This is a genomic window from Sphingobium sp. SYK-6 (assembly GCF_000283515.1).
Lineage (GTDB): Bacteria > Pseudomonadota > Alphaproteobacteria > Sphingomonadales > Sphingomonadaceae > Sphingobium > Sphingobium lignivorans.
The window spans coordinates 1,031,820-1,055,280 of sequence record NC_015976.1 but is presented as its reverse complement, the minus strand read 5'-3'; the positions used below and the strand labels follow the sequence as shown (position 1 = coordinate 1,055,280).

The 23,461-nt window shown below is 65.8% G+C and carries 26 protein-coding genes; 12 read left to right on the top strand and 14 right to left on the bottom strand.

Features of this window, described 5'->3' with window-relative positions:
* Nucleotides 1–144 precede the first annotated feature (144 nt).
* A complete protein-coding gene (locus tag SLG_RS04895; RefSeq protein WP_014075324.1) occupies nucleotides 145–600 on the bottom strand; it encodes a nuclear transport factor 2 family protein in 456 nt (151 codons plus the stop codon).
* A 208-nt stretch (nucleotides 601–808) separates the two neighbouring features.
* On the opposite strand from SLG_RS04895, the gene SLG_RS22350 reads away from it, so the two are divergent.
* Complete coding sequence (locus tag SLG_RS22350) at nucleotides 809–940, top strand: hypothetical protein (protein WP_014075323.1); 132 nt, start codon at nucleotides 809–811, stop codon at nucleotides 938–940.
* 304 nt (nucleotides 941–1,244) lie between these two features.
* On the opposite strand, the gene SLG_RS04890 is transcribed toward SLG_RS22350, so the two are convergent.
* Nucleotides 1,245–2,027, bottom strand: coding sequence for a CmcJ/NvfI family oxidoreductase (locus SLG_RS04890; RefSeq protein WP_051003694.1), 783 nt, complete (start codon nucleotides 2,025–2,027; stop codon nucleotides 1,245–1,247).
* Between the two features lie 202 nt (nucleotides 2,028–2,229).
* On the opposite strand from SLG_RS04890, the gene SLG_RS04885 reads away from it, so the two are divergent.
* The 6 genes from SLG_RS04885 to hglS all read left to right on the top strand — a co-directional run bounded on the left by SLG_RS04885 (nucleotide 2,230) and on the right by hglS (nucleotide 10,078).
* Nucleotides 2,230–3,549 (top strand): MFS transporter, encoded by a 1,320-nt coding sequence (locus SLG_RS04885; protein ID WP_014075321.1) that lies wholly within the window; start codon nucleotides 2,230–2,232, stop codon nucleotides 3,547–3,549.
* Nucleotides 3,550–3,629: 80 nt separating this feature from the next.
* Nucleotides 3,630–4,883: a hydrolase gene (locus SLG_RS04880; RefSeq protein WP_014075320.1), complete on the top strand. Its 1,254-nt coding sequence runs from the start codon at nucleotides 3,630–3,632 to the stop codon at nucleotides 4,881–4,883.
* Nucleotides 4,880–5,917: an arginine N-succinyltransferase gene (locus tag SLG_RS04875; protein ID WP_014075319.1), complete on the top strand. Its 1,038-nt coding sequence runs from the start codon at nucleotides 4,880–4,882 to the stop codon at nucleotides 5,915–5,917. Before SLG_RS04880 ends, SLG_RS04875 begins: the two co-directional genes overlap by 4 nt.
* A gap of 15 nt (nucleotides 5,918–5,932) precedes the next feature.
* The gene (gene astD, locus SLG_RS04870) at nucleotides 5,933–7,351 is read left to right on the top strand and encodes a succinylglutamate-semialdehyde dehydrogenase (RefSeq protein ID WP_014075318.1); all 1,419 of its coding nucleotides are present in this window, start codon (nucleotides 5,933–5,935) and stop codon (nucleotides 7,349–7,351) included.
* Between the two features lie 55 nt (nucleotides 7,352–7,406).
* Complete coding sequence (locus SLG_RS04865) at nucleotides 7,407–8,699, top strand: N-succinylarginine dihydrolase (RefSeq protein ID WP_014075317.1); 1,293 nt, start codon at nucleotides 7,407–7,409, stop codon at nucleotides 8,697–8,699.
* On the top strand, nucleotides 8,696–10,078 hold the full coding sequence (gene hglS, locus SLG_RS04860) for a 2-oxoadipate dioxygenase/decarboxylase HglS (RefSeq protein ID WP_014075316.1): 1,383 nt from the start codon (nucleotides 8,696–8,698) through the stop codon (nucleotides 10,076–10,078). The genes SLG_RS04865 and hglS overlap by 4 nt, the downstream gene beginning before the upstream one ends.
* A 57-nt stretch (nucleotides 10,079–10,135) precedes the next feature.
* Here hglS and SLG_RS04855 read toward each other — a convergent pair whose 3' ends face one another.
* A complete protein-coding gene (locus SLG_RS04855; RefSeq protein WP_014075315.1) occupies nucleotides 10,136–10,528 on the bottom strand; it encodes a nuclear transport factor 2 family protein in 393 nt (130 codons plus the stop codon).
* A gap of 22 nt (nucleotides 10,529–10,550) precedes the next feature.
* Nucleotides 10,551–11,315: a hypothetical protein gene (locus SLG_RS04850; protein WP_051003693.1), complete on the bottom strand. Its 765-nt coding sequence runs from the start codon at nucleotides 11,313–11,315 to the stop codon at nucleotides 10,551–10,553.
* A 167-nt stretch (nucleotides 11,316–11,482) separates the two neighbouring features.
* On the opposite strand from SLG_RS04850, the gene SLG_RS04845 reads away from it, so the two are divergent.
* The gene (locus SLG_RS04845; RefSeq protein ID WP_148276488.1) at nucleotides 11,483–12,013 is read left to right on the top strand and encodes a DUF6152 family protein; all 531 of its coding nucleotides are present in this window, start codon (nucleotides 11,483–11,485) and stop codon (nucleotides 12,011–12,013) included.
* Between the two features lie 14 nt (nucleotides 12,014–12,027).
* Here SLG_RS04845 and SLG_RS04840 read toward each other — a convergent pair whose 3' ends face one another.
* The 3 genes from SLG_RS04840 to SLG_RS04830 are packed head-to-tail and all read right to left on the bottom strand — an operon-like array spanning nucleotide 12,028 to nucleotide 14,063.
* Nucleotides 12,028–13,128: a MarR family winged helix-turn-helix transcriptional regulator gene (locus tag SLG_RS04840; RefSeq protein WP_083853308.1), complete on the bottom strand. Its 1,101-nt coding sequence runs from the start codon at nucleotides 13,126–13,128 to the stop codon at nucleotides 12,028–12,030.
* A complete protein-coding gene (locus SLG_RS04835; RefSeq protein ID WP_014075311.1) occupies nucleotides 13,071–13,565 on the bottom strand; it encodes a DUF6644 family protein in 495 nt (164 codons plus the stop codon). The genes SLG_RS04840 and SLG_RS04835 overlap by 58 nt, the downstream gene beginning before the upstream one ends.
* A gap of 12 nt (nucleotides 13,566–13,577) precedes the next feature.
* Nucleotides 13,578–14,063 carry a DUF6644 family protein gene (locus SLG_RS04830; RefSeq protein WP_014075310.1) on the bottom strand — a complete coding sequence of 162 codons (486 nt, stop codon included), beginning with the start codon at nucleotides 14,061–14,063 and terminating at the stop codon, nucleotides 13,578–13,580.
* A gap of 189 nt (nucleotides 14,064–14,252) precedes the next feature.
* On the opposite strand from SLG_RS04830, the gene SLG_RS04825 reads away from it, so the two are divergent.
* Complete coding sequence (locus SLG_RS04825; protein ID WP_197535679.1) at nucleotides 14,253–14,558, top strand: DUF3817 domain-containing protein; 306 nt, start codon at nucleotides 14,253–14,255, stop codon at nucleotides 14,556–14,558.
* 47 nt (nucleotides 14,559–14,605) lie between these two features.
* On the opposite strand, the gene fghA is transcribed toward SLG_RS04825, so the two are convergent.
* The 7 genes from fghA to SLG_RS04790 form a co-directional block, all read right to left on the bottom strand.
* Complete coding sequence (gene fghA, locus SLG_RS04820; RefSeq protein WP_014075308.1) at nucleotides 14,606–15,448, bottom strand: S-formylglutathione hydrolase; 843 nt, start codon at nucleotides 15,446–15,448, stop codon at nucleotides 14,606–14,608.
* Nucleotides 15,449–15,451: 3 nt separating this feature from the next.
* On the bottom strand, nucleotides 15,452–15,835 hold the full coding sequence (locus SLG_RS04815) for a VOC family protein (protein WP_014075307.1): 384 nt from the start codon (nucleotides 15,833–15,835) through the stop codon (nucleotides 15,452–15,454).
* A 64-nt stretch (nucleotides 15,836–15,899) separates the two neighbouring features.
* Nucleotides 15,900–16,289, bottom strand: coding sequence for a VOC family protein (locus tag SLG_RS04810; RefSeq protein ID WP_014075306.1), 390 nt, complete (start codon nucleotides 16,287–16,289; stop codon nucleotides 15,900–15,902).
* 47 nt (nucleotides 16,290–16,336) lie between these two features.
* A complete protein-coding gene (locus tag SLG_RS04805; RefSeq protein ID WP_014075305.1) occupies nucleotides 16,337–17,449 on the bottom strand; it encodes an S-(hydroxymethyl)glutathione dehydrogenase/class III alcohol dehydrogenase in 1,113 nt (370 codons plus the stop codon).
* Between the two features lie 122 nt (nucleotides 17,450–17,571).
* Nucleotides 17,572–18,321 carry a GDSL-type esterase/lipase family protein gene (locus SLG_RS04800; protein WP_070098763.1) on the bottom strand — a complete coding sequence of 250 codons (750 nt, stop codon included), beginning with the start codon at nucleotides 18,319–18,321 and terminating at the stop codon, nucleotides 17,572–17,574.
* Between the two features lie 169 nt (nucleotides 18,322–18,490).
* Nucleotides 18,491–19,102, bottom strand: coding sequence for an NAD(P)-dependent oxidoreductase (locus SLG_RS04795; protein WP_014075303.1), 612 nt, complete (start codon nucleotides 19,100–19,102; stop codon nucleotides 18,491–18,493).
* A 145-nt stretch (nucleotides 19,103–19,247) separates the two neighbouring features.
* Complete coding sequence (locus SLG_RS04790; protein ID WP_014075302.1) at nucleotides 19,248–20,144, bottom strand: LysR family transcriptional regulator; 897 nt, start codon at nucleotides 20,142–20,144, stop codon at nucleotides 19,248–19,250.
* 113 nt (nucleotides 20,145–20,257) lie between these two features.
* Between SLG_RS04790 and SLG_RS04785 the strand changes: the two genes are divergently transcribed.
* The 3 genes from SLG_RS04785 to SLG_RS04775 all read left to right on the top strand — a co-directional run bounded on the left by SLG_RS04785 (nucleotide 20,258) and on the right by SLG_RS04775 (nucleotide 23,392).
* Nucleotides 20,258–21,415, top strand: coding sequence for an acyl-CoA dehydrogenase family protein (locus SLG_RS04785; protein WP_014075301.1), 1,158 nt, complete (start codon nucleotides 20,258–20,260; stop codon nucleotides 21,413–21,415).
* A gap of 118 nt (nucleotides 21,416–21,533) precedes the next feature.
* Nucleotides 21,534–21,794, top strand: a complete 261-nt coding sequence (locus SLG_RS04780; protein WP_014075300.1) for a hypothetical protein — start codon at nucleotides 21,534–21,536, stop codon at nucleotides 21,792–21,794.
* Nucleotides 21,791–23,392, top strand: a complete 1,602-nt coding sequence (locus SLG_RS04775; RefSeq protein WP_014075299.1) for a carboxyl transferase domain-containing protein — start codon at nucleotides 21,791–21,793, stop codon at nucleotides 23,390–23,392. Before SLG_RS04780 ends, SLG_RS04775 begins: the two co-directional genes overlap by 4 nt.
* The last annotated feature ends 69 nt before the right edge of the window (nucleotides 23,393–23,461 follow it).

Genomic DNA, 23,461 nt, shown 5'->3' with positions numbered 1-23,461 from the left:
TCCGCTCGCCTCGTGGATGGATCAAATGATGTCGGGCCGCGCTGGCGCACGCAAGCCCCCGCGCCCGGCGCGCATTGCAGACCCGGCAATCCTGGCGCGGCCGCCATGCGCTGGCAGCGGCAGCCGGCCAGGAGAAGCCAGTGCCTATTTCTCGTCGAGATTGGGATTGGTGATCGGCGTATCGCCTTCGAACAGATGCTCGAAGCGCCGATAGGTGCACAGCCAGCGCTCGCCCACCTTGCGATACTTGTCCGTGGCGAGCGAAATGGTGATGGGTGCATGAGTGGGCAGAGGTTTCACCCCGTTGGCGGCGTAAAGATACAGATAGTTCGTCGCCTCGGCCGTATCCTCGCCCGTGAACCATGCACGGAAATTGGTGAAGCCATGCACGGCGAGGCGCGGCCCCTGCGCAACGCGCCAGTCGTAGAATTGCTGGATCTTGGCAACGCCTTCATAGGACGCGAACTGGCCATGGAACACCGCATCCTCGGTATAGTAAGCCGATGCGTTCCGGCCGCCATTGGTATCGATCTCGTGCCAATAATCGGCAAGCTGGAGCGCGAGCTCTGCATTGAGTTTCAGCAGGTTGTCATGGGCCACGGATCGCCTCCCCTTTGTCTGGCCGGGGCCGCGAGGCCCGTCTGCCCCGCGCCTGCCAGTCGCCGGGCATACCGTCTTGCCCTCAGCGGAAGCGACAGTTGCGCGGAGCGGTCTGTCCATAGCGGCGAAGCCTGCCGATCGCCCGGTTGGAACAGGCGCGGCGAGAGGCGCATTGCGCCCCCGCCCCGCTTTCCACTATCGCCCCGATATGAACGATGAGGATGAAGACCCGACCGGCCCGCTCCACTGGCTGCGCGCGCGCCTGCACATCATCATCGGCATCGCAGGACTCATCGCCTGGTTCGTGATGCTCTGGCTGATGTTCGGGGATGTTCTCTAGGGCCGCGCGGACAGATTCCCGGGTCGATAAGACGCCCGCTATCGGGGCATTTCAAGCGATTATCAGACCTTCCGGATGCGACGGCTTTGCTGTTGTTGCTCTCTCTCCCCTTGAGGGGAGAGAAACGGAGGCTTGTCAGCTTGCGACCTCCCCTCTCCCAACCCTCTCCCCTGAAGGGGAGAGGGCTACGGCCGCTCTCCACCTCATTCCTTCCGTTCCCTCCACATCGAGGGCTTCTGAGAACCGACGTTCATTGGGGCTGGAATTTGTCCACATGCCCTGACCGAGCCCGTCCGCTCAGGCGTCAGTCCAGATAAGCGATCGTGCGGATTTCGATGCTCTGGCGCGGCGGCGCATCGGGCGGGGAGGCTGGGTCCTCGAATGCGCTATGGCCGGTCCACTGCACCGCATCGGGATTGGAATCGAACAGGCGGAAGACGAAGGCTTCATCCGGTTGCATGCGCGGTGCGTAATACCAGCGATGCTCGGGATTATAGGCAAGGTTGAAGCCCCAGAGCGAACGCCGGCGCGCATCGCCCAGTCCCCCGCGGACCTCGCTGGGGAACAGATCCTCGGGTCGCACCGTGCTGGCATCGCACAGCGCCAGAGGTGATCGCTCCACCATGCGCAACGGCCGCCAGATGTTGATGAGCATGTGCCGGCCGGCCAGGCGCCGCTCCGCTTCCTCCTGCGGCATCAGGTCCAGTGTGAAATCGCGCACCGTGCGCGCGCCATAATCCACATGCGCGCCGAAGGCCGGCAGATTGCCGTCGCCAGCGTCCCGCGCGTCAGTGCGCAGCATCGTGCCGAAAGTCACGACCCTGGCCGCGCCGGTCAGCCGCGTGATGAGCGCAGCGGCTTCCTGCGCGAAGACGGCCTTCTTCTCCTCGTCGGTCGGCGCCGCGGCAACAGCGGATTCCTCCCGCACGAGCAGGAAGCCGTTGCGATCGAAGGACAGCTGGTCTGCAAGCGGCCGCACATCGTGGATCGGCACGACATGCTCTTCCTTGGGCCAATAGCTTTCCGCGCGATTGGCGGCATTGAACACCGCACTCTCGCCGCGAACCACATAATTCAGCCTGGCCATTACCGGGTTCATGGTCCCGTTGCTCCTCTCCGTTCGGTAAAGCTTCTAATGCTCATCAAACGACGCGCGCAACAGAGGGACGCGCCCAGTTCGCTCAGCGTCAACAAGATGCGGCGGAGGCCGATTGAATTCGCCGCAGCCCCACCATAGCGTGGCGAAAACGACGCGGCGGACGCGCGCGCAAGCGTCCGGAGGGATGAGGATGGCGACCGACTATGATCCGCGCAGGGAGCTCGGCGCACGGCCTATGCTTCCCGTCCAGTGGCTGATGATCCTCATTCCGGTCTGCATCAACATGGTGGATGGCTATGACATTCTCGCGCTCGCCATGGCAGCGCCCGTGCTGGCCGACGAATGGGCGCTCGGGCCGGACGCACTGGGGGAATTGCTGAGCTTCAGCCTGGCGGGCATGGCGATCGGCGCGCTCGGCGTCTCGCCGGTCGCGGATACCAAGGGGCGGCGCCCGGCCATCCTGTTCTGCCTCGTGCTGATGAGCGCCGGCATGTTCGGCGCGGCGCTCAGCCACGGCTACTGGGGCATGGCGATCTCACGCTTCGTGACCGGCATCGGGATTGGCGGCATGACGAGCACGGCCGGTGCCATCGCCATGGAATATGCATCGGACAAACGCCGTGAATTCGCGCCCAGCGCAGTCGCTTCCGCCTATCCGGTCGGCACCATCATCGGGGGTTTCGTCGCCATCGCGGTGCTGGACGAATTCGGCTGGCGCGGCATCTTCTGGGTCGGCGGCATGCTTTCGGCGATCCTGCTGCCCGTCGCCTGGCTGTGGCTCCCCGAATCGCTCGATTTCCTGCTGACCCGCCAGCCACGCGGCGCGCTCGCGAAGACCAACCGAGTCCTCAAGCGCCTCCGGCTGCCGCCGCTCGAGGTTCTGCCGCCGGTCGCGGCAAGCGCCCATGACGGCGCGGCGTCGATCCGTGAGATTTCCGCGCAAGAGCATCGCGGGCAGCTGCTCCTCCTGTGCATCGCGCATCCGCTCAACATGTTTTCCTTCTATTTCATCATCAACTGGGCGACCAAATGGGTGACCGAGCTGGGCCTCTCGACTGCCGCCGGCATTTCCTACTCCATCTATGTTTCGGTCGGCGGCATCGCGGGCGGGCTTGTGGCCGGGTGGATTGCCGGGCGCGTGGGCGTGAAGCGGCTCACCTTCGTGACCCTCTCGGGCATGGCCGCCATGATCGTACTGTTCGGCCTCTTGCCGCCTATCCTGCCGCTCCTCGTGGGCAATGCACTTCTGCTCGGCGCCATGTTGTTCGGTTCCGCCTGCGGTTGCTGGCTGACCATCGCTTATGCCTTCCCGCCGCAATTGCGGGCGACCGGCCTCGGCATCGCCAGCACGGTCGGCCGGGTTGGCTCGATCTTCGGCCCGCTGACGGCCGGTTATCTGCTTGCCGCCGGGATGGGCAAACCGCTCATCTGCGTGTTGCTCGCCATACCGGCGGTGCTCGCGGCCATCATCTTCTCGACAGCGCGGCGCTATCCCTCCGCGAGCGCGTGAACGGTGCGGCGCGGACCGACCTCGCTGCGGTGACGCGGCCTGCCCTAGCCCGCCCGAAGAACTTGGTCTAAGAGGAGCCGATGGCCGGACTCTCGACGCCCGAAACCCATCTTGTCGCAGCGATCCGGGATCGGCAGAGCGCCATGGCCGCGCAGGTCGTGGCGTGGGCGCAGATCAACTCCGGCAGCCGCAATCTCGACGGACTGGCACAGATGCGCGCCCGCATCGCCGATGCTCTCTCGCCGATCGCCGACAGCGTGGAGACGCGCGAGCCGGACCCGGTGACGACACTGGCCGAGGACGGCACGCAGGTGCCCGTGCCCCATGGCGCGAATCTGCTCGCCCGCAAGCGCCCGGCGGCGAACCGGCGGATGATCCTGACCGGGCACATGGACACGGTGTTCCCGCCCGACCATCCTTTCCAGTCCTGCCGCATGCTCGACGCGGGCACGATGAACGGCCCCGGCACGGCGGACATGAAGGGCGGGCTCATCGTCATGATCGAGGCCCTGGCGGCGCTGGAGGCGGCGAACGCCATTCCCGGCCTCGGCTGGGATGTCGTGGTGAACGCGGACGAAGAAGTCGCCTCGCTCGGCTCCGCGGCGCTGCTGCGCGACGTGGCGCGGCGCTGTCAGATCGGCATGACCTTCGAGCCCTCGGTAACACCGGAGGGCCGCCTTGCGAGCGCGCGGCGCGGAAGCGGCAATTTTCTCGCCGCACTCGCCGGACGATCCGCCCATGCCGGGCGCAATCCGCAGGACGGGCGCAACGCGCTCGTCGCCGCGGCCGATCTTGCCCTGCGGCTGGATGCCCTGAAGCGCACCATTCCCGGTCTCACGGTCAATGTCGCGCGGATGAGCGGCGGGGGCGCGAACAATGTGGTGCCGGACAAGGCAATGCTGAGCTGGAACATGCGCCCCCTGGACGTAGAGGCCCAGCAGAGGGCCGACCATGCCATGGCGGAGATCGTCGCCTCAATCGCGCGGGAGCATGAGGTCGCCATCAGCCTGTCCGGCGGTTTTGCTCGTCCGCCCAAGCCCTTCGATGCACGGCACGAGGCGCTGTTCATGCTCGTGCGCGATGCGGGCGCGGACCTTGGCCTCGCTATCGACTGGCAGCCCAGTGGCGGCGTATGCGATGGCAACAACATCGCGGCCGAGAATGTGGTGGTGGTCGATACGATGGGCGTGCGCGGCGGGAGCATCCACACGGCGGACGAGTTTCTCATCATCGACTCGCTGAGCGAACGCGCCGCGCTCGCCGCTGTCACGATATTGCGCATCGCCGAAGGACGGCTCGACGCCGCGCTCGGCCTCAAGGGGGAGATTGCATGACCGAAGGCTGGCTCGTTCGTCCGGCGACCGTGGAGGATCTCGACGCGGTATATGATCTGGCCGGCCAGACCGGCCCGGGCTTCACCAACCTTCCCCATGACCGCGACGCCCTGCATCTGCGCCTGGAGCGCAGCCAGCGGGCGTTCGAGGCGGATCTGACCAGCGGACCGGATGATGAGCTCTACATGTTCGTGCTCGAGAACGCGGCCAGCGGCGAGATCGGCGGCACCGCGCTCATCTTCTCCAGCGTCGGCACCAAGAAGCCCTTCTACAGCTACAAGATCACGCGCCTCTCGCAATATAGCCGCCAACTCGAGCGCATCGTCACCACCAATGTCCTCAACCTCGTGAACGACTTTGCGGGGGCGAGCGAAGTGGGCGGCCTGTTCCTCGTTCCCGCGCTGCGGCGCTCGGGACTGGGGGTGCTGCTGGCGCGCAGCCGCTACATGTTCATGGCGCTGCATCGCGAACGCTTCGGCGAGCAGGTGCTGACCGAGCTTCGCGGCTTTCAGGAGCCGGAAGGCTATTCGCCTTTCTGGGAAGGGCTCACGAAGCGCTTCTTCAATCTGGAATTCGCGGAGGCGGATCGCTTCCATGCCCTGAACGGCAACCAGTTCATCGCCGACCTGATGCCCAAATATCCCATCTACACCATCCTGCTCTCCGAAGAGGCGCAGAACGCCATCGGCAAGCCGCACAAGAGCGGGGCCGCCGCCATGCGGCTGCTGGAAGCGGAGGGTTTCCGCCATGATGGCTATGTGGACCTGTTCGACGCCGGGCCGACCATGCGGGCTCAGGTGGGCGACCTGCGCACCGTGAAGGATAGCGCGAGCGCGATGATCCAGGCCGACGAGGCGGGCGGCGATGGCGCCACGCGCATGCTGCTCGCCACGGGGCGGCTGCTCGACTTCCGAGCATGGCGTGGGAAAGGCCGCACGCGTGACGAGGGCGAAACCCTGTGCCTGCCGCCCGACTGCATGAAGCTCGGCCGCCTGCGCGAAGGCGATTTCGCGCTTTACGTGCCGACGCCGTGACGGGAGATCATCGACATGCATGAGCTCGTTTCCACCGATCCTTGCACCGGCGCCGTCGTCTGGCGTGGCCCCGTCAGTGATGCGGCGGCCGTCGATGCCGCCGTTGCGCGCGCCCGCACCGCGCAGCCGGCGTGGGAAGCGCGACCGATCGAGGAGCGTATCGCTATCCTGCGGGCCTATGCCGCGCGCGTGAGGGCGCGGGCGGAAGACGTCGCGCGCACCATCTCCCGCGAGACGGGCAAGCCCTTGTGGGAAACCCGGACGGAAGCGGCCAGCGTCGCCGCCAAGGTCGAGATTTCCATCACCGCGCAGGCGGACAGGGCGGGCGAAACGCTCATCGATGCCAACGGGGTGACGCAGGCGGTGCGGCATCGCGCGCATGGCGTCCTTGCCGTGCTTGGCCCCTATAATTTCCCGGCGCACCTGCCCAACGGCCATATCGTCCCCGCCCTGCTCGCGGGAAATAGCGTCGTCTTCAAGCCGAGCGAACTGGCCCCTGCAACGGCGGAGCTCACCGGCGAGCTCTGGCACGAGGCAGGCCTGCCGGAAGGCGTGCTGGAGATCGTGCAGGGCGATGGCGAGACCGGCAAGGCGCTGGCGAGCCACCCCGGCACCAACGGACTGCTGTTCACCGGCAGTTCGACCACCGGCAAGCTTCTCGCCCGCCAGTTCGCGGAGACGCCGGGGCGCATCCTCGCGCTCGAAATGGGCGGCAACAACCCGCTGCTGGTCTGGGATCTGCCGGCGGATGGCATCGATGCTGCCGTCGCGCTCATCGTCCAGTCTGGCTGGCTCTCCGCCGGGCAGCGCTGCACTTGCGCGCGCCGGCTGATCGTGCAGGAGAGCCTTGCCGACACGCTGATCCCGCGCATCGCGGAAACACTCGACCGGTTGATCGTGGGCGCGCCATTCGACGAGCCGCAACCCTTCATGGGGCCGGTGGTGGACAATCGCGCAGCGGACATGGTGGAACGCCGCGTCGCCGATCTGCTGGCGCTGGGCGGGCAGCCGATCCGCCCGCTGATCCGCCGCGCACCCGATCTGCCGTTCCTGACACCGACGCTGATCGACATGACCGGCATTGAGGATGCGCCGGACGAGGAGATTTTCGGCCCCGTCGTGCAGCTCTACCGGGAGACGGATTTCGATGCCGCCGTCGCACGCGCCAATGCGACGCGCTTCGGCCTGTCCGCCGCGATGCTGGGCGGGACGCGCACGCTGTTCGACAGGTTTCGCACGCAGACCCGGGCCGGCGTCGTCAACTGGAACCGGCCGACCAACGGCGCCAGCTCGGCCCAGCCTTTCGGCGGCGCCGGGGACAGCGGCAACCTGCGGCCAAGCGCTTATTATGCAGCCGATTATTGCGCATGGCCCGTCGCGGGCATGGAAGCCGCCGCCATCGAGGGCACACTCGGCGTGGGCCTGAAGGGATGAACATGCTCCGGCAAGGCTCGCCCTTCCCCTCCGGTCGACCGGCTGCCTGAAAAACATGACGACGCCTCCTCCCTTTCGCGAAGTCAACTTCGATGGCCTGATCGGCCCCAGCCATAATTATGCCGGGCTGAGCCTCGGCAATCTCGCAGCGACCATGCATGCCGGGCAGGTTTCCCGCCCTCGGCAGGCGGCGCTGGAGGGTCTCGCCAAGATGCGGCTCATGCTTTCGCTGGGGCTGGGACAGGGCTTCTTCCTTCCGCACGAGCGCCCCGATGTGGGCTGGCTGCGCCGCTTCGGCTTCGACGGCAGCGATCATCAGGTCTGCGCGAAGGCCTGGGCGGAAGAGCCGCTGCTGTTCGTGCAGGCGACCAGCGCTTCACCCATGTGGGCCGCCAACGCGGCAACCGTGTCGCCCGCGCCGGACACCGCAGACGGGCGCGTCCATTTCACCCCGGCCAATCTCTCCACCATGGCGCATCGCAGCCATGAATGGCCCGAGACGCTGGCGCAGTTGCGCCGCATCTTCGCCGATCCGCGCTTCTTCGCCGTGCACGGGCCCGTACCCGGGCGCTTCGGCGACGAGGGCGCGGCCAACTTCATGCGGCTGGCGGCACCCGCGCATGATCCGGGCATCGAGATCATGGTCTATGGAGAGCCGGGCGGCCCCTTCCCTGCCCGCCAGTCAGCCGAAGCATGCCGCGCGATCTTCCGTGCCCATGGCGTGGAGGATGGCCTCATCGCCCAGCAATCCCCGCGTGCCATCGCGGCGGGGGCCTTTCACAACGATGTCGTGGCCGTGGCGCATGAGAACATCCTGTTCGCCCATGAACATGCCTTTGCCGACAAGGCCGCCCTCTACGGCGCCATCGAGGCGCGCTGCCCGGATGTGGTGATCCTGGAAGTCGCGGCGAACGAGGTGTCGCTGGAGGATGCCATTGCATCCTATCTGTTCAACTCGCAGCTGGTCACCTTGCCGGATGGCAGCCGCATGCTCGTCGTCCCGATGGAATGCGCGGAGACTCCCTCGGTCAAGACATGGATCGACGCCAATGTCGGCGCCAATGGCCCTATCCATGGCGTGCGGTTCGTCGACGTGCGCGAGTCCATGCATAATGGCGGCGGCCCCGCCTGCCTGCGGCTGCGCGTGCTGCTTTCCGCGCAGGCCGAACGCGCCGTCCACCCAGCTCATCTGCTCGACGAGCGAAGCGCCGACCGTCTCGAACGGATCATCTCGGCGCACTGGCCCGCGCAGCTTTCCCTGCCCGATCTGGCGCTCCCGCAGACCTGGGACGCCATCGAACATGCCCGGACGACTTTGCTCGACGCGCTTGAGGAGCCTCTGACATGACTGCTTCCCATTTCGTTCCGGCCGACGACATCCGGCTGGCCTTCTCGGATGCCATGTCCCGCATGTATCGCCAGGAAGTGCCACTTTACGGTGATTTGCTGGACATCGTTTCCACCACGAACGAGCGTGTTCTGGCGGCCGATCCCGCCCTGCGCGCTGCTCTGAGCGCCAATGGCGAACTGGATCGGCTCAATGCCGAGCGTCATGGCGCCATCCGGGTAGGCACGGCAGCGGAACTGGCGCTCATGCGCCGCCTTTTCGCAGTCATGGGCATGGTGCCGGTCGGCTATTACGATCTGGCCGCAGCCGGCCTGCCGGTCCACTCCACTGCTTTTCGCCCGATCGACAATGCCGCGCTTTCCCGCTGCGCGTTCCGGATATTCTGCTCGCTGCTGCGCATCGATCTCATCGCGGACCCGGCGCTGCGTGACCGCGCCGGCGAAATCCTCGCCCGGCGCCGTATCGTAACCGATGGCGCGCTGATGATGATCGAGCGGTTCGAGGCCGAAGGCGGCCTGATGGCGGAAGATGCCGAGGCCTTCGTCCTGGAAGCGCTCGAGACCTTTCGCTGGCATGGCGAAGCGCTGGTGGACCACGCGACCTATCGCGCCTTTCACGACACGCATCGCCTGATCGCCGATATCGTCTGCTTCCGCGGCCCCCACATCAATCATCTGACGCCGCGCGCGCTCGACATCGATGCCGCGCAGGCCGAGATGGTCGCGCGTGGCATTCGTGCCAAGCCGCTGATCGAGGGGCCGCCACGCCGCGACGTGCCGATCCTGCTGCGGCAGACCAGCTTTCAGGCACTGGAAGAACCGATCCTGTTCCGCGAAGGAGACGATGCGGTGCAGGGCGCCCACACGGCCCGTTTCGGCGAGATCGAGCAGCGCGGCATCGCACTGACGCCGGCCGGGCGCGCGCTTTATGACGAGATTCTTGCGGATGTGGAGGCGGCCCGCGCCGATGCCGGCGATTATCAGGCGCGCCTCGCCGCTGCTTTCGCGCGCTTCCCCGACGATCTCGAAACGATCCGTCGGCACGGCCTCGCTTATTTCACTTATGCCCGCTCCCCGGCACTGGGCGAGGGCCCGTTGCCGGCCGGATCGCCTGAGGCTCTGGTGGAGGCCGGCCATCTGGTCGCCACGCCGATCACTTATGAGGACTTCCTGCCCGTCAGCGCGGCCGGCATCTTCCGATCGAACCTGAGCGGCGCAGCGGAAAGCGAGCTCGCCGCACAGTCGTCACAGGCGGGCTTCGAAGCGGCACTGGGTGCCAGTTGCCTCGATCCGTTCGGCCTCTACCTCGATCAGGAGCAGGATTCGCTCGACGCGCTGGAGAAGCCAATCGCTGAGGGCGCTGGCACGCCGGCGCAGTGAGGGCAGGCGCGCGACGTCATCCGACCGATTCAGCCGGAGCCCGACGCGCAAATCTTCTCAGAAAATCCCGTTATCATGAGGCAATCGCTCGGGAATTTCCTGGACGACTTCCCAATGCTCGCACACTTTCCCGTCAGCGCCATGTCGGAATATGTCGACGATATTCATGCCCGGGTCGCCGGGATGGCGGACGGTATGGATATGAAAGATGGTGACGTCGCCGTCTGCATAACGCGCCTTGATGCGGATATCGACGTCGGGAAATCCCGCCCGGCGATCATCCAGAAAGGCGCGAAGCCCCTCGCGTCCGCCGCTCGCGGCCGTGCTGTGCTGGATATAATCCTCCGCGATGAAGCGATCGACGTGACGCGAATCGAACTTCATCAGCATGTCGCGATACATGGCGGTCGCGATCGCGAGATTGCGGGCTTCGGTCTCGCTGTGCTTCATGGCGACCGGCTTCCCGCCGTCCCTACTTCTCGATGTTCATCGTAGGACGGCCCTGCTCGTCGGCAGCGTCGCGATTATTCTCCTCGCAGACATATTCGCGGATCTGCCAGTCGCGCTTGCGCTGATAAGTCTGGGTGACGCGAAAGGGCTCGGCGAAGATGGCCGGATCGGTAATGATCGTCTCCACGGTCATCTCGTCCGGCGCGCTCAGGAAGAAGCGCTCGCGAATGCGGGTGTTCTCGGTGGGATGCACGCCTTCCATCAGGCTGGTGATGGGATTGAGGCCATTCGTATCCACGACCAGCACATCCCCCTCCCACCGGCCAACCGACCAGCCATTGAAGGCGGGATCGGGATCGTCGGGCAATGCGCGCCCGTCCGTATAGATGCGGCGTACCTGGCTGAACGTCTCATGCAGGATGGTCACCCGACCGGGCGAGAAGAGGAATTCGATCGGATAGGGCTGGCGCATGATGCCGGGCATGCCGGTAGGGCGGCAATTGGCGGCTGCGCTCTGGAGATTCTCGCCATGCTGCTTGCGCGCATTGAAAGCCTCCACTGCCTTGGCCATCTCCGGCGTGAACTGAGGCTTCGTGCCGGCGCCGAACAGCCGCGACCAGTCCGGCTGCCAGACCCCGATCGTCCAGTCGGGCAGATCATTGAGCGATGAATAATCCGGCCGGCTCTTCGCCGCGTCATCCTGCGCAAAGGCAGACGTCACTGGCCCTGCCCCGACCGCGAGCCAGACCGCCAGCACGGCAGCGAATGCCGGGATGCTTCTCTGCATGGCAGGCTTCATGCGTCCTCCCTCACCGACGCCGTGCGTTTGCGCGCGTTCCTGATCCGGTGCGCTTGCATAGTGGATTCCCTCAACTGCGAGTCAAGCGTCATCTCGCGCCCGATCCCTGCCGGCAGCGGTCATGCAGCCCGTCGCCGCACGCCTTCCGCGCGCGCATGACTGTTGACCTCATCGATTGCGAACGGCAGATGAAGGTCATGTGCCGACAAAAGCCGGCCCGCCCCGCGCACGGGGCGATGGAGGAGTGGATGATGCCCGGGAAGCCTGTCCGCAATCGTCGCCTTGGAATTGTCCTGCTTGGCGGGACCGGGTTGATGCTGGCCGCAATCCCCGCATCGGCGCATCATTCCACCGCCATGTTCCACTGGGGCAAGGAAGTGGAAATGAAGGGCGCCGTGGTGGAGCGCTGGGACTGGACCAATCCGCACACCTTCCTGTACGTCGCGCTCCCGGGCAAGAATGGCCAGACCGAGCACTGGGCGTTCGAAGGCATGAGCCCCAATCATCTTGGACGGACCGGCTGGAGCAAGCGCATGTTCAAGCCCGGCGACCGGATCGACCTCACTTATTATCCGCTCAAGGACGGCCGCAAGGGCGGCTTCAACGTGACGGTCAAGCTGAGCGATGGAACCGTCAAGCGCCAGCTCGACAGCCCGACGACGCGGCCCGACCGGCCGGGTTCCTGAACCCGCCCGGGCGCCTAGGACTGATCCTGCGCCTTGCCGTCCTCGATCATCTGCCGCGCGTTCTCGGTGAGCGCATCGATGATGCTGATGAAGAACATGCGCTCTCCAGGCTCCTGCCCGCTCCACAGTCTTTGTTCGCGACAGGCGGCGAGCTGGTACATCTTCTCGAACATGGCCGCGCCCTCGGCCGTGGTCTCGAGCATGATGTCGCGGCGACGCGTCGGGCGCGACCGGACAATGAGACCCGCCTGCTCCAGATGCCCCACAGTGCGGCCGATCTGGCTCTTGTCCCGCGCCATGAGCTGGATGAGCCGGGCAAGCGGCATGGGCGGGCTCTCGCCGATGATCGAGAGCACTTGCCACTGGAAATGGGAAAGCCCGAACGCGCGCTGATAAGCCAGCATCGCGCTGCGCTTGAGATAAGCGACGAGGCTGATGATCCGGGGCGTGACCAGATGGCTCGGTGGGGGCCGGATCGGCCGCCCGTCCGCCCCGGTCGACCAGGACGAGGGCAGCGGAGGCTGCGAGAGCGCATTGATGATGCCCGCTTCCGCGCTCAGCTGCCGCTCTTCCGCGTAGAGCTGGGCCGCCTGAACCGTGAGCTGCTCGCACAGGGCGGCAAAGCGCTTGAGGTCCGCCGCCGCGATGCCGTTCGTCAGCACGCCATCGCGGCTCCGGCCGATCGCCATGATGCGCTCGTAGATCCTGCGGCCGGGGGGCAGCAGCGTCAGCTTGGCCCGCAGCCGCTCGCGCTCCATCAGCCCCGCGGTCTCCAGCGGCTTGATCGCCCGGCTCACCTGCGCTTTCTCGTGGCCCGTGATCGCCACGATCTCCTGCGAGCTGAGCCCGCCCGATATGCCGATCATGATGATGAGCTGGCGATGGATCTCCTTGTAACCAACCTCGCGCTCGTAAACCGGCAGACCGCTTTCCCGGATCAGGCGCAGCAGGTTGGAGAGCCGGGCGCCCACGATCCGAAGATACAGGGGCTCCCGCTCCGATGTCTCCACGCGCTCCTCGATCAGCTCCGACAGTATCTTGATCCTCCAATCCCTGCTCAGAAAGGCGACATGGTAAAGCCTATCCAGCGCCCGCAGGCAATCACCGCGATCCATATCGCCATCGAAAGAAAGCCTGCAAGCCGCGCGCTCCCCGGTGGCGGCCCGCGACGATCGAGCCGGCTCCCGCGCTGCACCACCAGATGGAACAGCGCCATGTTCACGCCTGCCAGCACCAGCAGGATCATCTTGGCGCGAAAGGCGGTGTTGCCGAAATATCCATAGGGATTTGAAGCAAACAGAAGACCGCCAGTGACCATCGCACCGATGAACGCGATCCAGGTGATGGGCAGGATGGACCGGCCGAGGGACCGGATCGGATAATCGCGCGAGGCAAGCCCCATCAGCCGAAGATCGACCACAAGGATCGACCCGAACAGGATCGCAAGGCTGATGACATGGGCTGTTTCGATCCAGGGGAACGCCAGCGGGTCCTCGGCCACATAGGTGCCGATGGCGCTGTTGCCGATCGCTTCGAGCAGGGTCTCGATCACGCCTCGCCTCCCTCAGCCCACATAAGCAATCCAGCGGCCGGCCATCGCGACCGCGATCCAGGCCGCGAAAACCACCACTGCGAGCAACCGGACACCCGGCCCGGCCTGCCTGTCCGTCCGCGTGGCCCGCAACGCCCGCGCGAGAGCGTGCGCCAGGATGAGCGTGACGATCACCAGCAGCATCTTGGCGCGGAACAGCCAGTTCAACAGTTCACGCTCGGGCTCCGCCAGGATCATCAGCAACCCCGTGCCGAGCAACGTCCAGAGCGCCAGGGCGGCGGACGTCCCGAACCGCGCCTGCCAGCGCGCGAGGCTCCAGTCGCGCCCGACCAGACCTATGCCGCGCAGCGCGATGATGAGGGAAGCCGTCAGCACGATCGCAACGGCGAGGATATGCACGGTCTGGATAAGCGGCAGTGCCCAGCTCGTCTCGCGAATGGCCGCTTGCAGCGGCAGGCCGTTGAGCCAGTCGATCAGTGGTTGAAGCCAGGCGTCCAAGCGATCCTCTCCCCCGAGCAGGTCGTGCCCAGCCTAGCGCCTTCGTGGACTCTGTCCACTGACTTGTCACCGACGGCAGCCTGTGCGCCTGCCGGGCCGGCGGCACCGCATCCAGCCGGTGTTTTAACAGGACTGGCCTCCGCCGCCATGCCCGCTTACAGAAGGCCAGCAACAAGGCAGGGAGGCAATGTGCTGAGATTGTTCCGTTATGTCGCGCTGGTCGAGGGCATCACCACGCTTGCCCTGTTCCTCGTCGCGATGCCGCTGAAATATGGCTTCGACAATCCGGTGCTGATCCGTCCGGTCGGCATGATCCACGGCATAGCGTTTCTCGCTTATATCGCCGTGATGCTGTTCGTGCTGCCCGGCAGGGGCTTCGGGGCGCTGGGTTGGATCAGGACGACGCTGGCCTCCTTCTTCCCGTTCGGGACATTCCTCAACGATCCCTATCTCAGGCGCCGGGAAGCCGCGCTCTCGGCGCTTCGCCGGGTCTGATCCGGGGGGTGGGGGCGCCACCGCCCCCCCCTCGCCGTTGCCTCTCGTTATTTCAGGCGCGCCGCATGCCAGCGGACATGCTCCGCCATGAAGGTCGAGATGAAATAATAGCTGTGATCGTAGCCGGGCTGCATGCGGATGGTGGCTTTCTGCCCGGCCTTCGCGCAGGCTTCCTCAAGCAGATGCGTCTTCAGCTCCTGCTCCAGGAAATTATCCGCGTCCCCCTGATCGACCAGCAGGTCGGGCAGTCTCGCGCCGCCTTCGATCAGCGCCACGGCATCGTGCTGCGCCCAGGCCGATACATCGTCGCCCAGATAGCCGCCCAGCGCCTTCTGCCCCCATGGCACCTGCGCGGGCGCGACGATCGGCGCGAAGGCCGAGACCGAGCGGAAGCGATCCGGATTGCGCAGGGCGATGGTCAGCGCGCCATGGCCGCCCATGCTGTGCCCAGTAATGCCCTGCCGATCGATATCCACGGGGAAGTGCGCCGCGACCAGCGCCGGCAATTCCTGCTCGATGTAGCTGCGCATCCGGTAATTGGCCGCGAATGGCGCCTGCGTTGCGTCGACATAGAAGCCCGCGCCGAGCCCGAAATCATATTTGCCCTCGGGATCATCGGGGACGCCCTCGCCGCGCGGGCTGGTATCGGGGGCGACGAAGATGATCTTCTCCGCCGCGCACGCCGCGCGATACTCGCCCTTCTCCATCACATTGGCATGCGTGCAGGTAAGGCCCGAGAGATAGAACAGCACCGGCAGGGTTTCGCCGGGCTCATGGTCTGGAACGAAGACGGCGAAGGTCATCGCCGTCTTCGTCTCCGCCGAGTCATGCCGGTAGACGCCCTGGACGCCGCCATAGGCCTTGTTCGTCGAGAGCGTCTCCAGCGTCATGGATCAGGCCCCTTCAGGCAGCTGGCAGAAGGCGCAAACCTTGTTGCCGAACGGATCGCGCAGATAGGCACCATAAGCGTTGCCGGGCGCCTGCGGGCGCTTGCCCGGCTCGCCCGCACAGGTGCCGCCATTGGCGAGGCCGGCAGCGTGGAAGGCATCGACCTGGTCCTTGTCAGCCGCCGCGAAGCCGATGGTCCCGCCATTGGCATGCGTGGCCGGCGCGCCATCGATCGGCGTCACGAAGCCGAAGGTGCCGCCATTGTGCGAGTAAAAAGCGCGGTCGCCGATGTTGTGCCCTGCACCGGCGCCCAGCGCGCCAAGAACCGCATCGTAGAACTTCGTGCTCTGCGCGAGATCGTTGGTGCCGACCATGACGTGAGTAAACATTGTATCTCTCTCCTCAATATTGGGTGGAGTGGTCTTGATTGGATTTCCCTGCGCGCCCTGGGCCTTAATCCGGCTCATCCCAGGCGGCACAAAGCTTGTTTCCGGCCGGATCGCGCAGATAGGCAACCCAGACGCCCCGGCCTGTGCCGGACGAGGTACGATATTCCGGTTCGCCTTCACAGGCCTGGCCGCCATGCGTCAGGCCAACGGCATACCAGGCTTTCACTGCCTCCGGCGAAGGCGCAAGAAAGCCGACGGTGCCGCCGTTCGCATGGGTTGCGGGCTGGCCGTTGATCGGATGGCCGACAATGAAGATCACGCCCTGATGCCGATACAGGAGACGGCCCTTGGCGTCCGCCTGCGCCGTCGCGACGCCGATCGCCGCGAAGGTCGCGTCATAAAAGGCGCGTGCCGATGCAAGATCGTCTGCACCCAGAACCATATGCCTCAACAAGGGCGTGTCTCCCGGAAACGAAAAGCGCGGTCAGCCGATCGATGCGATCAGAACACCACGACCGAGCGGATGCTCTTGCCGGCGTGCATCAGGTCGAAGGCGGTGTTGATCTCTTCCAGGCCCATGATGTGCGTGATCATGGGATCGATCTCGATCTTGCCGGTCATGTACATGTCGACGATCTTGGGCACGTCCGTGCGGCCCTTGGCGCCCCCGAAGGCCGTGCCGCGCCAGTTGCGGCCGGTGACGAGCTGGAACGGACGCGTGCTGATCTCCTTGCCCGCCTCGGCCACGCCAATGATGATCGAGGTGCCCCAGCCGCGATGGCAGGCTTCCAGCGCCGTGCGCATCACTTCGGTATTGCCGGTCGCGTCGAAGGTATAGTCCGCGCCGCCGTCGGTCATCGCGACAATCTTCGCCACCACATCCTCGCGGCTCATGCCCTTGCTGTTGAGGAAGTCGGTCATGCCGAACTTGCGGCCCCATTCCTCGCGGTCCGGGTTGATGTCGACACCGATGATCTTGTTCGCACCAGCAAGCCGCGCGCCCTGGATCACGTTGAGGCCGATGCCGCCGAGGCCGAAGATGACGACATTGTCGCCGACCTGCACCTTGGCGGTGTTGATGACCGCACCAACGCCAGTCGTCACGCCGCAGCCGATATAGCAGCTCGTCTTGAAGGGCGCGTCCTCGCGGATCTTGGCAACCGCGATCTCGGGCAGCACAGTGAAGTTCGAGAAGGTCGAGCAGCCCATATAATGGTAGATCGGCTGGCCCTTGTAGGAGAAGCGCGTCGTGCCGTCCGGCATCAGCCCCTTGCCCTGCGTCGCGCGGATGGCGGTGCACAGGTTCGTCTTGCCGGACAGGCAGGACTTACACTGGCGGCACTCGGGCGTGTAAAGCGGGATCACATGGTCGCCCGGCACCACCGAGGTGACACCGGCGCCGACTTCCCGCACGATTCCCGCGCCTTCATGACCCAGGACGCTCGGGAAGATGCCTTCGCTGTCCAGGCCATCGAGCGTATAGGCATCGGTATGGCAGATGCCGGTCGCCATGATCTCGACGAGCACTTCGCCAGCCTTCGGCCCCTCGAGATCCAGTTCCACGATCTCAAGCGGCTTTTTCGCCTCGAACGCGACGGCAGCACGTGTCTTCATCCGATCTCCTCCCCGGGAATGCGCTGGGGCGCGGGCTCCGCGCCATTGGTCCAGCGCTTGTTGGGGGGTGATGACGATTCGGGCAACCCTTAAGCGCCCACAGCCCTGGAAAGGGTGGCCTGTCAGTTCGCCTTGAGCGTGTCTGTCGGCACGGCCTGCGCCTGCGGAACTATGGCCGCGAGATAATCGCCGACGATCCTGTTCCACCGCTCGTAACCAATCGTGCTCAGATGGAGCCGGTCGGGGCCGTAGCAGGCCTGATCCGGGCCTTCCTCGCCCAGCAGGTCCGAGGCCACATCGACAAAGGCGAATGACCCTGTCTTGCGCGCCTGCCTCTCGATCAGCCGGTTCGCCCGCTTGATCGTCCCGTGGCGCTCCTTGCGAGCGGGCGCATATTTCATGGACAGATAGGCGATGCGCGCATCGGGATAGTCGCTCCGCAGGCGCGCCATCAGCCTGGCTACGTCCCGCGCCACTGTGCCGGCGCCGCGCCCAAGCGCGATGTCATTCTCCCCGACATAGACGACGATGCTGTCCGGTCGCTGCTTGGCTACCAGCACATCATAGCTCGCCAGCACATCGGTCACGGTCGAGCCGCCAAAGCCGCGATTGACGGTATGGGCTGTCGGGAAGCTCGCCCGCAGATCCCACAATCTGACGCTGGACGAGCCCAGGAACAGGACCCCGCCCGCCTGCGCCGGCAGACCTGCGTCCTTCTCCGCGAACGCGGCGAGCTCGGCCATGAACCGGCGCGGCGCCTCGCTGCCTGACTGCTGGCCGGGGGCCGGCTTCGCACCGGCAGGCACCATGGCAAGCGCCGTCAGGCTGGCGGCAACCAGCAGCAGCGTGGCCTGAATCGGTCTGCGGCCCATCATCACGATGCGCTCGTCTCCGTACGGTTTTTGTTGAGCTTCCCCTGTTCAGAAGCATCGCGAACCTAACGGATTCCCGCCCCGGATTGAAGGTCTTTGCGACGAAATGCATACGCGACTGAGCGGGGCATGGCGCGCCAAGCCCCGCGCCCGCGCCCGCTCCCAGCGCTCAGTAGCCGACGGTGAAGCGCATGTTCCTGTGCCGGGGCTCCTCGATCTCGTCGATCATCGCAATGGCAAAATCCTCGTAGCTGATCGAGCTCTTGCCGTCCCCGGCCGTGAGCAGCGTGTCGCTGCCGAGGCGGAACGTCCCCGTGCGCTCGCCGGGGCCAAAGAACATCGCGGGCGACAGGAAGGTCCATTCGAAACTGGCGCTGTCCTTGAGGCGATTGAGGAAATCGCGCGCCGGCGCGGCTTCCACCTTGATGAAGTCCGGAAAGCCGGGGGTATCGAGAAGCACGACGCCGTCATCATTCTTCAGGCTCGCGGCCCCGCCGACCACGAGCAGGCGGATGCCTGCTTTCCCGGCGATGGCGAAGACCGCATCGAAATTCAGGTCCTTGAACGGCATCGAGAGAATGACAGCGTCATGGCCGGCCAGCAATGCGGCTGTGGCATCGACATCGTTGATGTCCGCTTTCGCCCAGGTCACGCCGTCGCGGGGCGCCTGCTCGTCCGCATGGCGGGAAATGCCGGTGACGCTGTGCCCCCGGCGAGTCGCTTCATCGACGAGGCGCTGACCGGCATTGCCCGTGGCGCCAAGGATCGCGATTTTCGACATGATTGTTCTCCCTCTCCACAAGGCTCCGCCTGCGACTCCGTAGCGAGGCAAGCCCAAGTTGACTTTGCCCTCTTGTCGCCGATGGCGGCGAAACACAAGCCAATGGCAAAGAGAGCCATGTCCCCCTCTATCTTGCGCCCCGATCTCAGAGGGGCTCCCGCGCGCCAACCCTCGCCGTCCGCAGCGCAGTGCGGAGCGCGTCCAGGAACGGCGGATCGGCGAGCGCCGGGGGATCGCCATGCGGTCCGAACAGGAAGCCGATCGTCCGGCGCAGGTCGAACCCCGCGAGCAACGGTCGGACGACGCCTTCATGGGCATGGCTTTCCGGCATGACGGTGATGCCCAGCCCCGCCGCCACCATCGCCAGCACCCGCTCGTCATTGGTCGATCGCATGGCGAAGAAGGGGCGAACCCCGCGTTCGGTGAAATGCCGGCTGGTGGCCGCCAGCGCTTCGCAATGGCGCCGGACGATCATCGTCTCGCTCGCCAGCGCCTCGGCGGTCAGGACGGACTGCTGCGCCAGCTTGTGGCCCGCGGGCATTGCCAGCCGGTAGCCCTCCTCCAGGATCGCCTCTTCCCGGAACCGTGTCTCGCCGGGGCGGATGATGGACACAGCCAGGTCGATCCGCCCGCGCGCCAGATGGGCGTGGATGTCCCGTTCATTGCCTTCGACGATCTCGATCTGGCTTCCTGGCCTCTCCCCCCGGCCGGCGCCAAGCGCCGCTGCAAGGCGATCCGATGGCACGCTCGACAGCCAGCCGATGCGCAAGCGACGCGCGGGCTGGACATCCGCCAGCGCGCGTTCGGCCAGATTATACTCGCTTTCGATCCGCCGCGCGTGGACGAGAAACCGCGCGCCGGCGGCGGTCAGTTCCACCCGCTGGCTGGAGCGCAGGAACAGCGCCGCGCCGAGTTCGTTCTCCAGCTTTGCGATGCCCACGGAAAGCGTGGGCTGCGAGACGTGGCATAACGCCGCTGCACGGGAGAAATTGCCTTGGTCCACCACGGCGAGGAAGTAGCGCAGGAGATATCGGTCCAGCATAGATGCTGTCTATGTCTTGCTTCCCTTGATTTCAATTTTTCCAATGCACCCCGTTAGGATAATGAGGACAGGAACAGGCCGCCGGGTAAGGCGCGGCCGGACAGGAGAGGCGCATGGAGCAACTGGATTTCTCGCTCGGCGAAACAGCGGACATGATCCGCGAGACCTGCCGCCGCTTCGCTGCCGACCGGATCGCGCCGATCGCCGCGCAGGTGGACCGTGAAGACCGTTTCCCCATCGACCTGTGGCCGGAAATGGGCGCGCTCGGCCTGCACGGCATCACCGTCAAGGAAGAGGATGGCGGGCTCGGGCTTGGCTATCTCGAGCATGTGATCGCCTGCGAGGAAATCAGCCGGGCCTCGGCTTCCGTCGGCCTTTCCTATGGCGCGCACTCGAACCTGTGCATCAACCAAATCGCGCGCTGGGCGACCCCGGAGCAGAAGGCGAAATATCTGCCCGGTCTCATCGCCGGCGATCATATCGGCAGCCTGGCCATGTCGGAGACCGGCGCGGGCTCGGACGTCGTTTCCATGAAGCTGCGCGCCGACGCCGTGCAGGGCGGCTATGTGCTCAATGGCACCAAATTCTGGATCACCAACGCCGCTTATGCCCAGACTCTCGTCGTCTATGCGAGGACTGACGCGGCCGGCGGATCGAAGGGCATCACGGCCTTCCTGATCGAGAAGGACATGGACGGCTTCGCGATCGGCCAGAAGATCGAGAAGATGGGCATGCGCGGTTCGCCCACGGCGGAACTGGTGTTCGATGATTGCCATGTGCCGCAGGAGAATATCCTCGGGGAGCTGGGCGGCGGCGTGAAGGTGCTGATGTCCGGCCTCGATTATGAGCGCGTCGTGCTGTCCGGCGTCCAGCTCGGCATCATGCAGGCCTGCCTCGACACGGTGCTGCCCTATGTCCGCGAGCGCCGCCAGTTCGGCAAGCCCATCGGCGCCTTCCAGCTCATGCAGGCCAAGGTGGCGGACATGTATGTCGCGCTCAATTCGGCCCGCGCCTATGTCTATGCGGTGGCGAAGGCCTGCGACGCGGGCAAGACCACCCGCTTCGACGCGGCCGGCGCCATCCTGCTCGCCAGCGAGAATGCCGTGAAGGTCGCGCTGGAGGCGGTGCAGGCGCTTGGGGGCGCGGGCTACACGACAGACTGGCCGGTGGAGCGCTATCTGCGCGATGCCAAGCTGCTGGATATCGGCGCGGGCACCAACGAGATCCGCCGCATGCTGATCGGCCGGGAACTGGTGGGCGCCGGGGGATGACCATGCGCGCCATCCGCCTGCTCCGCCATCGCCGGGCGGGGACAGAGCCGCAGATGCCGGGCCGCACAGCCGCCAGCCGCACCACGGAGCGGCATGGACGCGCCGGTCGGAGCACCTCATGAGCGATTCCCTCCTCACTGCCTTCCAATATTATGGCGCGGCCGCCGCCACCCTCGCCGCCTTGATCGTGGCGCTCGATCTCGGCAGGCGCGTGACGGGCTGGGCCTTCGTGCTCTTCGTCACCAGTTCGCTCGCGCTGATCACCTGGGGCTTCCTCCAGCCGGACAGCGAAGGGATCGGCTTCCAGAACATCGCGCTGCTCGTCATCAACGCGACCGGCGTCTATCGCTATCTCATTCGCAAGAAGGCGCCCGCATGACCGGCCCCATCCTCCCCACGGCGATCGACGCCGCGAGTCCCGAGTTCGCGAACCGCGCCGCGCACAACCGGGCGCTGCGGGACCGGCTCCATGCCGATGTCGCGAAGGCCGCTCTCGGCGGGGGCGAGCGTGCCCGGGATCGGCACGTGGCGCGCGGCAAGCTGCTGCCCCGCGAGCGCGTCGAGCGACTGCTCGATCCGGGCAGCCCCTTCCTCGAGATCGGCCAGCTCGCCGCTCATGGCGAGTATGACGGGGACGTGCCCGGCGCCGGCATCATCGCCGGCATCGGCCGCGTGGCGGGTCGTCAGGTGATGATCGCCTGCAACGACGCCACTGTGAAAGGCGGCACCTATTATCCGCTCTCGGTAAAGAAGCATCTGCGGGCGCAGGAGATCGCAGCGGAAAACCGCCTGCCCTGCATCTATCTGGTCGATAGCGGCGGCGCCAACCTCCCGCACCAGAGCGAGGTCTTCCCGGATCGCGATCATTTCGGCCGCATCTTCTTCAATCAGGCGAACATGTCCGCGCAAGGCATTGCCCAGATCGCCTGCGTGATGGGCTTCTGCACGGCCGGGGGCGCCTATGTGCCCGCCATGTCCGACGAAAGCGTGATCGTCCGGGACCAGGGCACCATCTTCCTTGCAGGGCCTCCGCTGGTGAAGGCCGCGACGGGCGAGGAGATCAGCGCCGAGGACCTGGGCGGTGGCGAGCTGCATGCCCGCAAGTCCGGCGTCGCGGATCATCTCGCCGAGAATGACGACCATGCGCTGACGATCGTGCGGGACATTGTGAGCCACCTCCCCGCCGACCGCACGGCGGACATCCCGCTCACCCGCCCCCGCCCGCCGAAATATGATCCCGAGGAGCTCTACGGCATCATCCCCGAGGATGTCCGCGCGCCTTATGACGTGCATGAGGTCATCGCCCGGATCGTGGACGGCAGCGAATTCCACGAGTTCAAGGCGCTCTACGGTTCGACGCTGGTCTGCGGCTTCGCCCATATCTGGGGCATGCCCGTCGCGATCCTCGCCAACAATGGCGTGCTGTTCAGCGAAAGCGCGCAGAAGGGCGCACACTTCATCGAACTGGCCTGCCAGCGCCGCACGCCGCTGCTCTTCCTCCAGAATATTTCAGGCTTCATGGTCGGCGGAAAATATGAAGCGGAAGGCATTGCGAAACATGGCGCAAAGCTCGTCACGGCCGTCGCCACCGCGCAGGTGCCCAAGATCACGGTGCTGATCGGCGGCAGCTTCGGCGCAGGCAATTACGGCATGGCCGGGCGCGCTTATTCCCCGCGGTTCCTCTTCTCCTGGCCCAACAGCCGCATCAGCGTGATGGGCGGCGAGCAGGCGGCCAGCGTCCTCGCCACCGTCCACCGCGACGCGGACAATTGGACGCCCGAGGAAGCCGAAGCCTTCAAGGCGCCGATCCGCGAGCGCTTCGAGGCGGAGGGCAATCCCTGGCACGCCACCGCCCAGCTGTGGGACGACGGCATCATCGACCCCGCGCAGACGAGGGACGTGCTGGGCCTCGCCTTCGCGGCGACGCTCAACGCCCCCATCCCGGAAAGGGCAGCCTTCGGGCTGTTCCGGATGTGATGGATATGACGTGCGGCCTTCCTCATCCGCGCCATGCCGAGCTGGTTTCAGCCTTCAGCCACCCGACCA

Coding starts and splice junctions, on each gene's coding strand:
- fghA (WP_014075308.1), bottom strand. CDS start 15,448: ATGACGCTGGAGACGCTCTCGACGAACAAGGCCTATGGCGGCGTCCAG.
- SLG_RS04800 (WP_070098763.1), bottom strand. CDS start 18,321: ATGGGCCGCAGACCGATTCAGGCCACGCTGCTGCTGGTTGCCGCCAGC.
- SLG_RS04780 (WP_014075300.1), top strand. CDS start 21,534: ATGAGCGATTCCCTCCTCACTGCCTTCCAATATTATGGCGCGGCCGCC.
- SLG_RS04885 (WP_014075321.1), top strand. CDS start 2,230: ATGGCGACCGACTATGATCCGCGCAGGGAGCTCGGCGCACGGCCTATG.
- SLG_RS04845 (WP_148276488.1), top strand. CDS start 11,483: ATGACTGTTGACCTCATCGATTGCGAACGGCAGATGAAGGTCATGTGC.
- SLG_RS04855 (WP_014075315.1), bottom strand. CDS start 10,528: ATGAAGCACAGCGAGACCGAAGCCCGCAATCTCGCGATCGCGACCGCC.
- SLG_RS04805 (WP_014075305.1), bottom strand. CDS start 17,449: ATGAAGACACGTGCTGCCGTCGCGTTCGAGGCGAAAAAGCCGCTTGAG.
- SLG_RS04865 (WP_014075317.1), top strand. CDS start 7,407: ATGACGACGCCTCCTCCCTTTCGCGAAGTCAACTTCGATGGCCTGATC.
- SLG_RS04790 (WP_014075302.1), bottom strand. CDS start 20,144: ATGCTGGACCGATATCTCCTGCGCTACTTCCTCGCCGTGGTGGACCAA.
- SLG_RS04775 (WP_014075299.1), top strand. CDS start 21,791: ATGACCGGCCCCATCCTCCCCACGGCGATCGACGCCGCGAGTCCCGAG.
- SLG_RS04795 (WP_014075303.1), bottom strand. CDS start 19,102: ATGTCGAAAATCGCGATCCTTGGCGCCACGGGCAATGCCGGTCAGCGC.
- SLG_RS22350 (WP_014075323.1), top strand. CDS start 809: ATGAACGATGAGGATGAAGACCCGACCGGCCCGCTCCACTGGCTGCGC.
- SLG_RS04815 (WP_014075307.1), bottom strand. CDS start 15,835: ATGTTTACTCACGTCATGGTCGGCACCAACGATCTCGCGCAGAGCACG.
- SLG_RS04840 (WP_083853308.1), bottom strand. CDS start 13,128: ATGGATCGCGGTGATTGCCTGCGGGCGCTGGATAGGCTTTACCATGTC.
- hglS (WP_014075316.1), top strand. CDS start 8,696: ATGACTGCTTCCCATTTCGTTCCGGCCGACGACATCCGGCTGGCCTTC.
- SLG_RS04785 (WP_014075301.1), top strand. CDS start 20,258: ATGGAGCAACTGGATTTCTCGCTCGGCGAAACAGCGGACATGATCCGC.
- SLG_RS04880 (WP_014075320.1), top strand. CDS start 3,630: ATGGCCGGACTCTCGACGCCCGAAACCCATCTTGTCGCAGCGATCCGG.
- SLG_RS04890 (WP_051003694.1), bottom strand. CDS start 2,027: ATGGCCAGGCTGAATTATGTGGTTCGCGGCGAGAGTGCGGTGTTCAAT.
- SLG_RS04875 (WP_014075319.1), top strand. CDS start 4,880: ATGACCGAAGGCTGGCTCGTTCGTCCGGCGACCGTGGAGGATCTCGAC.
- astD (WP_014075318.1), top strand. CDS start 5,933: ATGCATGAGCTCGTTTCCACCGATCCTTGCACCGGCGCCGTCGTCTGG.
- SLG_RS04850 (WP_051003693.1), bottom strand. CDS start 11,315: ATGCAGAGAAGCATCCCGGCATTCGCTGCCGTGCTGGCGGTCTGGCTC.